The following is a 14,443-nucleotide window of genomic DNA, read 5'->3' on the forward strand; positions in this document are numbered from 1 at the left end:
AGTCTTACTGACGCGCCTGGAGCCCCTGAGGTCCCTGTGCGGGGAGTGACAACTCGGCCCGCCAATTGTCGATAATTAGACTGATTTGTCCACTTGATGCGTCACCAGCTGGGATGCTGACCTTGCTTATCCGGACACGAATCAGTTTCGGTCCTGGGCATGGCCAATGGCTGCCATCCTCGCCACTGGCGGTTCGCCGTCCGCCTCTGCTATGAGGCGCCGCTACGCGGGGCGTGCGCGGCCCGGCCGTCGATGGCGTCCGGGGCCAGGACGCGGTCGAGGACCATGGCGGCGCAGCCGGTCAGACCCGCAGGTTCGCCCAGCCGGCTGGGCTCGACGCGCAGATCACGGGTGGCGAGGGCGGTGGCGCGCCGGTAGACGACCTCGCGCACGCCCGCGATGAGCGGCTCGTCCGCGCCGACCAGGTCGCCGCTGAGGACGACGACGGCCGGGTTGAGGAGGTTGACGGCGGTGGCCACGACCTCGCCGATCAGACGTCCGGCCTCGCGGAGGAGGGCGACGGTGGCCGGGTCGCCCGCACGGGCCAGCGCGGCCAGCCCGGCGAGATCGTCGGCCGCGGAGCGCGTGAGGAGGGCGGCGCCGCCCGCGACGGCCTCGACGCAGCCGGTGTTGCCGCAGCGGCAGGGCGCGCCGGCGGCGGCCGGGATCGGGACGTGGCCGAGCTCGCCCGCCGCGCCGAGGGCGCCGCGCTGGATGCGCCCGCCGCAGATCAGGCCCGCGCCGATGCCGGTGGAGACCTTGACGAACAGCAGGTCGTCGACGCCGGGATGGGCCTGGTGCTCGCCGAGCGCGGCGACGTTCACCTCGTTGTCGAGGTAGGCGGGGACGCCGAAGCGGCCGGTGATCGGAGGACCGATCCGCGTGCCGTTCCACCGTCCGGCCGCGTGCTCGACGGCGTCGGGGACGCCGAGACCGACGCCGCGGACGGTGGCGGCGTCGATGCCGGACGCGTCGAGAAGGGACGCCCACGCGTCCAGCAGCCGGAGCAGGAACGCGCCGGTGGACGGGTGGCCGGCCGAGTCGCCGGACGGGTCGCCGGACGTGTCGGCCGGGGGCCCGTCGACGCGCGCGAGGATCGTCCCGGCGAGGTCGCAGACGGCGAGCTGACCGCGTGACTGGCCGAGGTTCGCGACGAGAACGGTGCCCCCGGCGGCGTTGAACTCCAGGCGGGCCGGCGGACGGCCCCCGGTGGACGGCCCGTCGACGCGTTCGACCAGCAGGCCCCGGGCGACGAGGTCGGCCACGCGGGAGGCGACGGCCGGCCGGGACAGGCCGGTGACGCGGCCCAGCTCGGCGCGGGTGGCGACACCGTGCTCCCGGATCAGGCGGAGCATGTCGCCGCTCGTGGAGGGGCGGGAGGCGGCACGCGACATCCGGCCAGTCAAGCACGCATCCCTTCGGTACGTCCAGTTAGTACAAGCGACAGACTTTTGCTAGCCAAAGTTCATAAGTCTGTTGTCGATCTTACGAAAAGCTCGCTACCGTGAAGAGACCGGAGATCCCCTCGACCGGCCCCCGTCTGGAGCGTTCTATGGCTGTGCAACCCGTGCTGGCGGAAGTGACCAGGCGCGTCGCCGAACGGAGCGCCCAGCGGCGCGGCGCCTACCTGGACCGGATCCGGGACGCCCGCACCGCGGGCCCGGCACGCGGCGGGATGGGATGCGCGAACCTGGCGCACGGCTTCGCCGCCTGCGGCGCCCAGGACAAGCTGTGGCTCAGGGGCGACGTCACGCCCAACATCGCGATCGTGTCGGCGTACAACGACATGCTGTCCGCGCACCAGCCGCTGAAGGACTACCCCGACCTGCTGAAGGCGGCCGTCCGGGCGGCGGGCGGCACGGCGCAGTTCGCGGGCGGCGTGCCCGCGATGTGCGACGGCATCACGCAGGGCCGGGCCGGCATGGAGCTGTCGCTGTTCAGCCGGGACGTGGTGGCGATGGCGACGGCGGTGGCGCTGTCGCACGACATGTTCGACGGCGCGCTGCTGCTCGGCGTGTGCGACAAGATCGTCCCCGGGCTGGTGATCGGGGCGCTGTCGTTCGGGCACCTGCCGGCGATCCTGGTGCCCGCCGGGCCGATGGCGTCCGGGCTGCCGAACGGGCGGAAGGCGAAGATCCGCAAGCGGTTCGCGGCCGGGGAGGTCGGCAGGGACGAACTGCTCGCCGCGGAGGCCGCGTCCTACCACTCGCCCGGCACCTGCACCTTCTACGGGACGGCCAACACCAACCAGCTCCTGATGGAGGTCATGGGCCTGCACCTGCCCGGCGCGAGCTTCGTCCCGCCGGACACCAAGCTGCGCGACGCCCTGACCGAGGCGGCGGGACGCCGCGTCCTGCGGCTCACCGGACTCACCGACGGCTACCTGCCGATCGGCGAGCTGCTGGACGAACGCGCGTTCGTCAACGGGATCGTCGCGCTGCTGGCCACGGGCGGGTCCACCAACCACACGTTGCATCTGGTCGCGATGGCGGCAGCGGCCGGAATCGAGCTGACCTGGGACGACTTCGACGAGCTGTCCACGGTGACGCCGCTGCTCACCCGCCTCTACCCGAACGGGACCGCCGATGTGAACCACTTCCACGCGGCGGGCGGCACCGCGTTCCTCATCGGCGAGCTGATCGACGCCGGGCTCCTGCACGAGGACGCGCGGACGGTCGGCGGCGACTCCCTCGCCGCGTACCGGCGCGTCCCGGAGTTCGTCGGCGACGGCGTCGAGTGGCGGGAGACCGTGACAGAGTCGGGTGACACGGGCGTGCTGCGTCCCGTCGCCGAGCCGTTCGACGCGCACGGCGGGCTGCGCACCGTGCGCGGCAACCTGGGCCGGGCGGTCGTCAAGGTCTCCGCCGTCGACTCCGAGCACCGGACGATCGAGGCCCCGGCCCGCGTGTTCGACTCGCAGGAGCGGTTGCAGGAGGCGTTCGCCGCCGGGGAACTCGACCGGGACGTGGTGGCGGTCGTCCGCAACCAGGGGCCGCGCGCCAACGGGATGCCGGAACTGCACCGCCTGACCCCGCCGCTGTCGGTCCTCCAGGACCGGGGACATCGCGTCGCGCTCGTCACCGACGGTCGGATGTCGGGCGCGTCCGGGGCGGTTCCCGCCGCGATCCATGTGTCGCCGGAGGCGGCGGCGGGCGGCCCGCTCGCCCGAATCCGCGACGGCGACGTCGTCCGGCTCGACGCGGACGGCGGCGTCCTGGAGGTCCTCGTCCCGGACGAGGAGTTCGCGGCCCGCGAACCCGCCCTAGCGGCACCCGGCGACGTCTATGGCACGGGACGCGAACTGTTCCACGCGTTCCGCCGGGCGGTCGGCCCGGCCGAGCGCGGTGCCGGGGTCTTCTCGTGAGCGCCGCGAACCGGGGGCCCTGGCTGGTCGGGGACGTCGGCGGCACGAACGCGCGGTTCGCGCTGGTGGACGGCCCGGACGGCGTCCCGTCCCGGGTGAAGTCCCTGCCCACCCGCGACCACGCCGACCTCGCCGAGGCCGCGTCCGCCTACCTTCACCGGTACGCGCCGGACGTCCGGCCGTCCGCCGGGTGTCTGGCGGTGGCGGGCCCGGTCGTCGGCCGGACCTACCACCTGACGAACGCGGGCTGGCCGAAGGGAACGGCGGACTACGTGCGCGCCCGCCTCGGCCTGCCCCACCTGGAGGTCATCAACGACTTCGAGGCGCTCGCCCTCTCCCTGCCGCGCCTCGGCGGGGACGACCTGGTCCCGCTCGGCGGCACGGCCCCCGACCCCGGTGCGCCGCTCGCCGTCGTCGGACCGGGCACCGGGCTCGGCGTCGCCGGGCTCGTCCCCACGCCGTCGGGGTGGGTGCCGCTGCCGGGCGAGGGCGGCCAGGTCGACGTCCCGGCCGCGACCGACCGGGAACTGGAGGTCGTGCGGCTGCTGCGCGCCGAACACGGCACGGCCAACGTCGAGTACCTGCTGTCCGGGAACGGCCTGGCCCGCCTCCACCGGTACCTCGCGACGCTCGACGGCGCACCCGCCGGAACGCTCACCGCCAGGGAGATCACCGAACGCCGCGACGACCCGCGCTGCCGCGAGACGCTGGAGATCTTCTGCGCGCTGCTCGGTTCGCTCGCCGGGAACGTGGCGCTCACGCTCGGCGCGCGCGGCGGCGTCTACCTCGGCGGCGGGATCCCGCCGCGCATCGTGGACGTGCTGCGCGGCGGCGCGTTCCGCGCCCGCTTCGAAGGGAAGCCTCCGATGGAGGAGTACCTGCGCGCCATCCCGGTCGCGCTCATCGTCCACCCCGGCCCGGCCCTCGCCGGCGCCGCCATGCGGCTCGCGCAGAGCCCGCCGGAACTGGAGCACGCATGATCGCCGACGACCTGTTCGATCTCGCGCCCGTCATCCCCGTCGTGGTGCTGGACGACGTGGACGCCGCCGTCCCGCTGGCCCGCGCCCTCGTCGACGGCGGTCTGCCGGTGGTCGAGGTGACGCTGCGGACCCCGCAGGCGCTCGCGGCGATCGCGCGGATCGCCGCCGAGGTGCCGGACGCGGTCGTCGGCGCGGGCACGGTCGTCCGGCCGCAGGACGCCGAACGGTCCGCCGCTGCCGGGGCGCGGTTCCTGGTCAGCCCCGGCCGCACGCCCCGGCTCCAGGACGCGATGGTCGCGACGGGGCTGCCGTTCCTGCCGGGCGTCGCGACCGCGTCGGAGGTGGTCGCGCTGCTGGAGGACGGGATCACGGCGATGAAGTTCTTCCCCGCCGAGGCCTCGGGCGGGACCGCCTTCCTGAAGTCCCTGGGCGGGCCGCTGCCGCAGGCCAGGTTCTGCCCGACCGGCGGCATCGGCCCGGGGAACGCCGCCGAGTACCTCGCGCTGGAGAACGTCGGCTGTGTCGGTGGGTCGTGGACGACCCCGGCGGACGCGATCCGTGACGGGGACTGGGACCGCGTCCGCGCCCTCGCCTCCGAAGCGGCGGCCCTGCGCGCCCGGTGAGGCGGCACCGGACGCTCCGCTTCGGGGTTCACCCTCGCTCAGGGGTGACCTCGCGGTGCGGGCACGGCCCCGCCATGGCGTACTGCGCCGCCGCCGGGTTCACCCCCCGGCTCGCCCACATGGCCACCAACTGGTCGGTGATCTGGGCGCTGGTCGCTCACGGCCTCGGGGTGTCGCTGGTGCCGCGCCTGTCGGACGGGCCGTCCGACCAGCCGGTCGTCCGGGTCCCGCTGACCGGCGACGGCGTGCCGAGGCGGCGCGTGCTGACCTGCGTGCGGCGCGGCAGCCGTGACAACCCGCTGATCGTCCGCGGGCTTGGCGCGCTGCGCGACGCCGTCCCCGACCGCTGCGCGCCCGCCGCCTGAGGTCGCCCGTGGGCCACTCGGTCGCGGGGCCGCTCGGTCGCGGGCTACTCGGTCGCGATCGCCTGGAGGACGTTCATGCGGGCGGCGCGGCGGGCGGGCCACACCGCCGCGACGACACCGATCACGGCGGACGCCGCGACGCACATCGCCAGATGGCCGTAGGGGATCGCGAGGACCTCCATTCCATCGTCGCCCTCCGTCATCACGCGCTGGAGGACGACCCCGAGGACGACACCCGTCCCGACGCCGAGCACCGCGCCGAACAGCGAGACGACGACCGCCTCGTAACGGATCATGCGGCGGAGTTGGCGGCGCTGCATCCCCAGGGCGCGGAGCATACCGATCTCCCGCGTCCGCTCGGTCACGGCCAGCGCGAGCGTGTTGACGATGCCGAGCGCGGCGACGAGGACCGACAGCAGCAGCAGTCCGAGCACGAGGTCGAGGAACAGGTCGATGTCCCCGGCGGCGTCGTCCTTGATCTGCGCGCGATCCTTCAGCTCCAGGTTGGGCCACGGGGCGAGCGCCGACTCCAGCGCCGGACCGGTCGCCCCCGCGTTCGACGCCGCGCCTTCGCCGGCGAGGTCGACCTCGATGCGGTCGATCGGGGCCTCGGGTTCGTGCGTCCGGTATCCCGCCCAGTTGATGATCATCGAGGGGGCGGACGGGGTGACCGACGGCCGGTCGGCATAGACGCCCACAATGCGGAACGTCCGTTTCGTCCCGTCCCGGTACTGGCCGTCGACCGTCGTCCCGGCCGTCCAGCCACGCGTCGCCGCGACACTGCGACCGACGAGCAGTTCGTCCCCGCGCGCGGACGCCGTTCCCTCCTGGAGCGGCAGGCGGAAGTGGGTGAGAAGCTCCCCGGGCGAGCCCGCCGCCGCCGTCCGCACGGAGCCGTCCAGCCGGAACCGCGCCGTGCGGATCGGGATCGCGGCCCGCACGCCCGGAACGCCCGCGACCGCGACGGCGGCCTCCTCGGCGACCGGGGTGATCTGGCTCCGCCCGGTGACCTGGTAGTCGGCGGTGAGGCCCGCGTCGAGCTGCCGGTCCACCGACGCCGCCAGCGACTGGACGATCACCGACACCGTCGCGATCAACGCGAGCCCGATCGTCAGCGCGGACGCCGTCGCCGCCGTCCGCCGGGGGTCGCGCAGCGCGTTCCGTCCGCCCATCCGGCCCGCGCTCCCGCCGAACCGGGCGAACGGCCACCCCAGCGCCCGGACCGCCGGTCGGCTGAGGACCGGCGACACCAGCACGACCCCCGCGAACAGCGCCATCGCGCCCGCCCCGGCCAGGTCGAGCGCCGTGGACCCGTCCTTCGCGAGACCGGCGGCGACCAGGGCCGCGCCCGCCGCGAGCGCGACGCCCCCGCAGGCGAGGCGCTTGCGCAGCGGACGCGGCGTCTCTGTCCCCTCGCGGAGCGCCGCGACGGGAGGTGTTCGTGCCGCGCGCCGTGCCGGGACCACGGCGGCGGCCAGCGTGACCAGCGTCCCCACCGCGTACGCCGCGACCACCGCGGAGGCGGGCACCACCGGCGACCCGAACGGCGGCGCCTCGCCACCGGCGACGGCGCCCATCAACCGCGCCAGCCCGACCGCGACCCCGCAGCCCGCCAGGAGACCCAGCGTGGAACCCGCCAGGCCCACCCCGGCCGCCTCGCCGAGCACCGACCGTGTGACCTGCCCCCGCGACGCGCCCACCGCCCGCAGCAGCGCCAGCTCCCGCACCCGGCCGCTGACGAGCATCGCGAACGTGTTGAAGATGATGAACGAGCCGACAAAGACCGCGATCACGGCGAACACCAGCAGGAACGTACGGATGATCTTGATGATCTCCTTGATGGACGCGCCCTGCTCGTCGACCGCCTGCGCCCCGGTGATCGCCTCGACGCCGGGCGGGAGGGCGGCGGCGACCGCGTCGCGGAGCCGCTCCTGCGAAACGTCGTCGTCCCCGTGCACGACGATCCGCGCGTACGTCCCCGGACGGTCGGACAGCAGCCGCCGCGCCGTGTCGGGCGCGAACGCCGTCATCGAGATCTGGTCGCTCAGCGCCGAGTCGCCGACCTCGAACAGTCCCGTGAGCCGGAACGGGCGCGTCCCCGACGTCAACGCCACCGTGACCCGGTCGCCGATCCGGTATCCGGCGTCGGCGGCGGTCGTGACGTCGACGGCGATCTCGTCCGGCCCGGTGGGCGGCGCGCCGGACCTGAGGCGGGTCTGCGACAGGTCGGGATCGCCGTCCCATGCCACACCGGTCTGCGGCTCCGCCCCCGCGATCTCGCCGCGCCGGTCCACGACGGCCGCGAACCCGGTGACCACCCCGCGCGCCTTCTCCACCCCCGCCGTCCGCCGGACGGCCGCCAGCACCGACTCCGACACGGGACGGTCCGGCACCCGCTCCCCGAACTCCGGCTCGAACGCCCGGTCGGCCCGGACGATCACGTCGGTGCCGCGTCCCAGATCGTCCAGGGCCCGGTCGAACGAGCGGTCCAGCGTGGCGGAGAAGATCAGCGTGCCGGCGACGAACGCGACACCGGCCACCACCGCGACCGCCGACATCAGCAGCCGGGCACGGTGCGCGGCGAGGCCCCGGAGCGCGAGCTTGAACATCATGGAACCGATTCCAGCCCGACCGGGCCGCGGTCCGGCAGCGTGGAACGTCGTGCCCGACCCCGACGAACGGCCCGCGTTTAGCGACTTTCGTAGGGGTGGCGCGGCGCGCCCCGATGCGTACGGTGTTGGTGTGCGCCTGCCATCGCCGCGTTCCGCCCTGGCGCGGCTTCTCCCACCCGGACGGTCCCGCGACCTGGTCGCCGACGCCGTCGTCGTCTTGTCCGGCGTGGCATTGAGCCTCGGCGGGGACGGGGGGACGATCGTCCGTCCGCAGGGCGGCGCGACCGTCGCGCTCCTCATGATCCCCGCGCTGGCGCTGGTGGTGCGGCGCCGCGCCCCGCTGACCGTCGCGTGGACCACCGCCGCCGTGGCCGTCCTGGTGTGGCTCGTCGAACAGGCCGCGCCGGGAACGCTGCTGCGCGTGGACGCCGACCACTCCGTCAGCCCACCGGTGTGGTGGCCGCCGACCGCGCCGCTCGCCGCCTACGCGGTGATGGCGTTCCCCCGCGACGGCGCCCGCCCGGTCTGGATCCGCGCGCTGCCCGTCGTCGTGCTGCTCCTCCCGGTCGGCGCCCTGAGCGACGTGCTGCCGGTCACGGCCCTGCGGCGGTTCTCGGCGGAGGAGACCGACAGCGTCGAGGCACTGGTGTTCCGCAGCGCCGCCGTCGTGGTCGGCGCGGCGCTGGTCGGCATGTACGTCGCCGCGCGCCGCCGCGTCCTGCAGGCCCTCACCGACCGTGCCGAACGCGCCGAGCGGGAACGGCACCTGCTCGCCGAACGGGCCCGCGCGGAGGAACGCGCCCGGCTCGCCGCCGAGATGCACGACGTCGTCGCGCACCGGGTCACGCTGATGGTGCTCCAGGCGGGGGCGCTGCGCGTCCGGGCCCCCGACGAGCCGACCCGCGCGGCCGCCGAGGAACTGCGCGGCACCGGCTGCCAGGCCCTCGAAGAACTCCGCGACGTCGTCGGGCTGCTGCGCCGCGACACCTCCGGCGCCCCGGCGGAACGCGCCGGCGACGCCCCCGGCCCGCTTCCGGACCTGTCCACCCTGGTCGCCGAGTCGGCGGCGGTCGGCGTCCCAGTGGAGTTCGCCGAGCACGGCGACCCGCCGCACGCGTCACCCGCCGTGGGACGCACCGCGTACCGGGTCGTGCAGGAGGCGTTGACCAACGCGCGCAAGCACGCGCCGGGCGCCACCGTCCACGTGGACGTCCGCTACGGCACCGGCGGTGTGACGCTGACCGTCCGCAACGCGGCGCCGTCCCGCGAACCGGACGCCGACCTCGCGGCCAGCGGGTCCGGGATGGGGCTCGCCGGGCTGCGGGAACGCGTCGAGCTGATCGGCGGGACGTTCGCCGCGGGCCCGCACCTCGACGGTTTCCGCGTCGAGGCGTCCCTGCCCGCCTACGTTCCGGTGGCGGGTTCGTGATCACGGTTCTTCTGGTGGACGACGAGCCGATGGTGTGCGCGCACCTGCGGACCATCCTCGGCGCCGTCGCCGACGTCGAGGTGGTGGGGGAGGCGCACGACGGGGCCGCCGGGGTGGAGGCCGTCGTCCGGTACCGGCCGCACGTGGTGCTCATGGACCTGCGGATGCCGGGCGTCGACGGCCTCGCCGCGATCGAGCGCATCGCCGCGCTCCGCTCCCCGCCCGCCGTCGTCGCGCTGACGACGTTCGACGCCGACGAGTACGTCGTCCGGGCCCTGCGGGCGGGCGCCGCGGGCTTCCTGCTGAAGACGACGCCGCCGGAGGACCTGGCGAAACTGATCCGGGTCGCCGCCGACGGGCACACCGTGATGTCGTCGGCCGCGACCGTCCGGCTGCTCGGCACGGCCGACGCCCGCGCGTCCGACCGCGACCGGACCCGCGCCCTGGTCGGCGGCCTCACCGAACGGGAGACGCAGGTGCTGGCCTGCCTCGGCGAGGGCCTGTCCAACGCGCAGATCGCCGGACGCCTCCACCTCAGCGAGGCCACCGTCAAGGGCCACGTCTCCCGGGTGCTCGACAAGCTCGGCTGCGCCAACCGCACCCAGGCGGGGCTCATCGCACGCGACGCGGGCGTGCGCTGAGCCCCGGGCGCGGGCCCGGTCAGACACCGTGCCGGGAGCGGCGCACCCCGAACGCCACCAGAACCGCACGGATCACCCAGATGGCCAGCGCCACCTGGAGGACGACGAAAACCCCCGTGCCGGGCCCGACCGTGAACGCCAGCACCAGGAACAGCGCGAGCAGCAGCGGGAACGCCGGGAAATGCCCGTGCCCATGGTGACGACGCCGCGCCATGTGCCTCTCGTGCGTGTGCCTCTCGTGCATGTGCCTCTCGTGCATGTGCCTCTCGTGCATGTGCCTCTCGTGCATGTGCCTCTTGTGCATGTGCGTCAGGTGGTTCGCGTCCGCGGTGCCCGGCCACCAACCGCCCGGCCCCCAACAGCCCGGCCCCCGGCGGACGGCCGTGGGCGCCGGGCTCGCGGGTTCGGGCAGGCCGGTCGGCGGCGGCAGGTCCCGGACGAGCGCGCGCAGGTCGCCGTGCGTCTTGGCGGCGAGCGCGGTGTCGAGGCGCTCGTCCAGTTCGCCGCGGTCGAGCCGTCCGGCCGCGAAATGGTCGTGCAGGGCGAGCATGACCGCGTCGCGATCGGCGTCGCCTACGCGGATCTCATCCTGGCGTGCCATCGTCACTCCCCGGTGGTCGTGGCCGTCGGACCCGTGTCGTCGTCGTGGTCGTCGTCGGCGAGGATCCGGTAGAGGCCGCGCCGCGCGTCCGCGAGGACGGCCGTGGCCCGGTCGACCTGCTCCGCCGAACCGGAGTGGACGATCTGCATCATCGCGGCTCCCGTCTGCGCGGCCTGCTTGAACAGCTCGGGCACCCCCTCGCCGAACTCGGGCCTCATCTCCGCCCACGGCTCGGCCAGCCGCTCGGCGTTCTCCTCGACATGCGCGCGGCCCGCGTCGGTGAGGTGGAACGAGCGCCGTCCGCCCGACTCCTCACCCGCGATCAGACCCTCGTCCGCCAGCTGCTGGAGCGCCGGGTAGACCGCGCCGGGGCTCGGCCGCCACGCGCCGCCGCTGCGCTCGTCGATCTCCTGGATGATCTGGTAGCCGTTGCGCGGCTCCTCGGCGAGCAGCACGAGGATCGCCGCGCGGACGTTGCCCTTGCGCGCCTTGGCGCCCCTGGCCCACGGCCCGCCGCCGCCCCGCGCCCACGGCGGACGCGGACCGTGCCCGAAGCCGCCACGTGGACCCCACGGCCAGGATCCGGGACCGCCGCCGAACAGCGCACCGAACGGGGAGTCGCCCCAGGGGCCGCGACCATGCGAGTGACCCATGTTCTTCACCACCTTCTGAGATGTCTCTATGACCTCTCGCGATACGACAACGATATATCGAGAACGCGAAGATCGCACCAGGAGTTCCCGCCGCCTTCCGCGCGGCGAACCGGACATGATCCTTAATTCCGGTCATGGCCGTCTGATCGCCGGGAAACGTGGGTAACAGCCGTAGGGGAAGGACGATGGGCGCACAGGAAGCGGTGACCGCCAGGGACGCGGTCCTCACGACGGACGCGCACGGCCCAGGGCTGCGCGTCCGCCGCGAGCTGCTGATCGGGCTGCTGCTGTTCGCGCTCTACACGGTGGTCGCCAAACTGCCCATGGAGGGCAGGACGGCCACCGCCCGCGAGCACGGCGAGGCGATCCACAACCTCCAGAAGACCCTGCACATCGATGTCGAGCTGGGTCTCAACGGCTGGTTGGCGAACCAGTCGCTCCTACGGGTCCTGGCCAACTACGAGTACGCGATCACCTACATCGCCAGCGCGCTCGCCCTGCTGATCTACCTGTTCGTGCGGCATCCCGAGCGGTACCGGATCGCCCGCAACGCGTTCATCCTGCTCAACCTCGGCGGCCTCACGACGTTCGCGCTCTACCCGGTCATGCCGCCGCGGCTCATGCCCGACCTCGGGTTCGTCGACACCGTCCTGCTGGGCGGCACGTTCGGCTCGTGGGGGTCGCCGCTGGTCGAGCACGCCGACAAGTACGCCGCCGTGCCGTCGCTGCACATGGGGTGGACGCTGTGGGTCGGCGTCGAACTCGCCCGCGTGCACGCCAGGCGTTGGGTGCAGGTGGTGAACGCCGTCCACGTCCTGGTCACCCTGTACGTGATCCTCGCCACCGCGAACCACTTCGTCCTGGACGCGGTCGCCGCCGTGCCGTTCGTGGTCGTGTCCGTGTACGTGGCGGAACGCATGGCCCGTCCGGCGCCCGCGCGGGCCGAGGGTCCCGACGCGTTCTTCCTCGCCGTGGAGACGCCCACCGCCCCGCAGCACGCCGGCGGCGTGATCATGCTGGACATCTCGCGGCGGGACGTCGGCCCGGCCGACCTCGTCCGGGTCATCAAGGAGCGGCTCGACGGGCTGCCCCGGTTCCGGCAGCGGCTCGTCCGCCGGGGCCGCTGGCGCCGTCCCGTCTGGCGCCCCCACGACCACGTCGACTGGGACTGGCACGTCACCGAGCGGCATGTCGACGGCATGGACGGGCTGCGCGCCGTCGTCGCCGAACTCCAGTCGCGGCCGCTGCCGCTCGACCGTCCGCCGTGGCGCATGGTCGTGGTGAAGGGCGCGGCCCCGGGCCGTACCGCGGTCGTGTACCTGATGCACCATGTCGTCGCCGACGGCGTCGGCATCGTCGCCCAGGCCGTGCATCTGATGGACCCGCCGCCCGAACCGGTCGGCACCCGACCCCCGCGCAGGCCGATCCGGAAGGCCCTGGCCACCGTGATCGGTTTGGGTCAGCTCGCCGTTGACACCGCGCCGCCCGATCGGCTGCCTGCCGCAGGGACGTCCGAGCGCCGGTTCGGCACCATGCACCTTCCGCTCGGGACCGTGCGGGAGGTGGGCCGCCGGCACGGCGCCCGGGTCACCGACGTCGTACTGTGCGCGGTCGCGGGCGCGCTGAACCGGACCGTCGGCGCCCGCGACGACGCCCCCGGCACCTGCCGCGTCGCCGTTCCGCTGATGATGCGGCCACCCGGCAGCGCCATGGTCGGCAACCACACCACCGCCGTCATGGTGGACCTGCCGCTCGGCCCGATGCCCGAGACCGAACGGCTCGCGCTGATCTCCCGGCGCAGCCGCGTGCTGCGGTCGGGGACGCGGGCGCAGGCCGCGTGGACCGTGATGTGGCAGGCGGGACGGATCCTGCCCGGCCCGCTGCACGCCCGCTTCGCGCGGATGGCCTACAGCGGCCGTTTCCTCCAGGGCACCGTGTCGAGCCTCCCGGGGCCCGACACGACGCTGCGGCTCGCGGGCGCCCCGCTCACCGCCGTGTACCCGATCGTCCCGCTCGCGCCCGGCACGCCGTTCGCGCTCGCCGGGCTCGGCGTCGCCCGCGAACTGTGCTTCGGGCTCTCCCTCGACCCCGGCCTCGTGGACGACGCCGGCGCGCTGATGGACGCCGTCCACGACGTCATCGAGGAACTGCGGGACGAGCCCGTGCCGTCAGACGCTGCGCATCGCGCGGAGTGACTGCCGAAGCGACCCCACGGTCGCGAACACGGCGGTCGGCTCGTACCCGCAGTGCGCCATGCAGTTCGCGCAGCGGTCGTCGCGGCCCCGCCCGTAGGCGGTCCAGTCGGTCGTGTCGAGAAGCTCCTGGTAGGTCGCGGCGTGGCCGTCGTCCATCAGGTAGCAGGGCCGCTGCCAGCCCTTCAGCGAGTACGACGGGATCGCCCACGCCGTGCACGGGAAGTCGACCCTGCCTTCGAGGAAGTCCAGGAACAGCGGCGAGTGGTTGAGCCGCCAGCGGCGCCGCCGCCCGCCCGCGAACGCCTTGCGGAACAGCTCCCGCGTCTCCCGGACGCCGAGGAAGTGCTCCTGGTCGGGCGCCTTCTCGTACGCGTACGCCGGGGAGATCATCATCTGGTCGACGCGCAGGTCGTCGTTGAGATAGTCCAGGACGTCGATCACCGTCTGCGGGGTGTCGGTGTTGAAGAACGTCGTGTTCGTCGTGACCCGGAACCCCCGCTCCCGGCACAGTCTGATCGCGTCCACGGCCTGGTCGAACACGCCCTCCTTGCAGACGGACGCGTCGTGCCGCTCCCGCAGCCCGTCGATGTGCACCGCCCACGCGAAGTACCGGGACGGCTCGAACAGGTCGATCTTCTTCGGGACGAGCGCCGCGTTCGTGCACAGGAACACGTACCGCTTCATCGCGACGAGTTCGGCGACCATCTCGCCGATCTGGGGGTGCATGAGCGGTTCGCCGCCCGCGATCGACACCATCGGCGCGCCGCACTCGCGGACCGCCGCGACGGCCTGCTCCACCGGCATCCGCTGCTTCAGCACGTCCGCGGGATGCTGGATCTTCCCGCAGCCCGCGCACGCCAGGTTGCACGCGTACAGCGGCTCCAGTTCGACGATCAGCGGGAACCGCGTCCGGCCGCGGAGCCGGTTGCGCAGGATGTGCCCACCGACGCGGAGGCTCTGGCGCAGTGGCATCGCCATGT

General features: G+C 74.0%; 12 protein-coding genes. 7 read left to right on the forward strand and 5 right to left on the reverse strand.

The annotated features are described in order from the left end of the window. Positions 1-209: 209 nt before the first annotated feature. Positions 210-1,394: an ROK family transcriptional regulator gene (locus tag BZB76_RS29435; protein WP_121437686.1), complete on the reverse strand. Its 1,185-nt coding sequence runs from the start codon at positions 1,392-1,394 to the stop codon at positions 210-212. Between the two features lie 158 nt (positions 1,395-1,552). On the opposite strand from BZB76_RS29435, the gene edd reads away from it, so the two are divergent. From edd to BZB76_RS29455, 4 genes are read left to right on the forward strand one after another with little or no spacing between them, the layout of a single operon-like run. Then, positions 1,553-3,364, forward strand: coding sequence for a phosphogluconate dehydratase (edd, locus tag BZB76_RS29440; protein ID WP_121437687.1), 1,812 nt, complete (start codon positions 1,553-1,555; stop codon positions 3,362-3,364). Continuing rightward, the gene (glk, locus tag BZB76_RS29445) at positions 3,361-4,344 is read left to right on the forward strand and encodes a glucokinase (protein WP_121437688.1); all 984 of its coding nucleotides are present in this window, start codon (positions 3,361-3,363) and stop codon (positions 4,342-4,344) included. Before edd ends, glk begins: the two co-directional genes overlap by 4 nt. After that, positions 4,341-4,967 carry a bifunctional 4-hydroxy-2-oxoglutarate aldolase/2-dehydro-3-deoxy-phosphogluconate aldolase gene (gene eda, locus BZB76_RS29450; protein ID WP_121437689.1) on the forward strand — a complete coding sequence of 209 codons (627 nt, stop codon included), beginning with the start codon at positions 4,341-4,343 and terminating at the stop codon, positions 4,965-4,967. Before glk ends, eda begins: the two co-directional genes overlap by 4 nt. Before the next feature lie 44 nt (positions 4,968-5,011). After that, positions 5,012-5,332 (forward strand): LysR substrate-binding domain-containing protein, encoded by a 321-nt coding sequence (locus tag BZB76_RS29455; protein WP_246007297.1) that lies wholly within the window; start codon positions 5,012-5,014, stop codon positions 5,330-5,332. Between the two features lie 44 nt (positions 5,333-5,376). Here BZB76_RS29455 and BZB76_RS29460 read toward each other — a convergent pair whose 3' ends face one another. Beyond that, on the reverse strand, positions 5,377-7,944 hold the full coding sequence (locus tag BZB76_RS29460) for an ABC transporter permease (protein ID WP_170180809.1): 2,568 nt from the start codon (positions 7,942-7,944) through the stop codon (positions 5,377-5,379). Between the two features lie 130 nt (positions 7,945-8,074). Here BZB76_RS29460 and BZB76_RS29465 point away from each other — a divergent pair, with 130 nt between their 5' ends. Together BZB76_RS29465 and BZB76_RS29470 are read left to right on the forward strand one after the other, a co-directional pair. Further along, positions 8,075-9,373 carry a sensor histidine kinase gene (locus BZB76_RS29465; protein WP_211343249.1) on the forward strand — a complete coding sequence of 433 codons (1,299 nt, stop codon included), beginning with the start codon at positions 8,075-8,077 and terminating at the stop codon, positions 9,371-9,373. Then, on the forward strand, positions 9,370-10,014 hold the full coding sequence (locus BZB76_RS29470; RefSeq protein WP_121437692.1) for a response regulator: 645 nt from the start codon (positions 9,370-9,372) through the stop codon (positions 10,012-10,014). The genes BZB76_RS29465 and BZB76_RS29470 overlap by 4 nt, the downstream gene beginning before the upstream one ends. Positions 10,015-10,033: 19 nt before the next feature. On the opposite strand, the gene BZB76_RS29475 is transcribed toward BZB76_RS29470, so the two are convergent. Together BZB76_RS29475 and BZB76_RS29480 are read right to left on the reverse strand one after the other, a co-directional pair. After that, positions 10,034-10,615 carry a DUF1707 SHOCT-like domain-containing protein gene (locus BZB76_RS29475; protein ID WP_121437693.1) on the reverse strand — a complete coding sequence of 194 codons (582 nt, stop codon included), beginning with the start codon at positions 10,613-10,615 and terminating at the stop codon, positions 10,034-10,036. Between the two features lie 2 nt (positions 10,616-10,617). Continuing rightward, positions 10,618-11,268, reverse strand: a complete 651-nt coding sequence (locus BZB76_RS29480) for a PadR family transcriptional regulator (protein WP_121437694.1) — start codon at positions 11,266-11,268, stop codon at positions 10,618-10,620. A 185-nt stretch (positions 11,269-11,453) separates the two neighbouring features. Here BZB76_RS29480 and BZB76_RS29485 point away from each other — a divergent pair, with 185 nt between their 5' ends. Next, positions 11,454-13,463 (forward strand): bifunctional phosphatase PAP2/O-acyltransferase family protein, encoded by a 2,010-nt coding sequence (locus tag BZB76_RS29485; protein WP_121437695.1) that lies wholly within the window; start codon positions 11,454-11,456, stop codon positions 13,461-13,463. On the opposite strand, the gene hpnH is transcribed toward BZB76_RS29485, so the two are convergent. Continuing rightward, the gene (gene hpnH / locus BZB76_RS29490) at positions 13,437-14,441 is read right to left on the reverse strand and encodes an adenosyl-hopene transferase HpnH (protein ID WP_121437696.1); all 1,005 of its coding nucleotides are present in this window, start codon (positions 14,439-14,441) and stop codon (positions 13,437-13,439) included. The two genes, BZB76_RS29485 and hpnH, sit on opposite strands and share 27 nt — an antisense overlap. Positions 14,442-14,443 lie beyond the last annotated feature (2 nt).

The organism is Actinomadura pelletieri DSM 43383 (assembly GCF_003634705.1).
Lineage (GTDB): Bacteria > Actinomycetota > Actinomycetes > Streptosporangiales > Streptosporangiaceae > Spirillospora > Spirillospora pelletieri.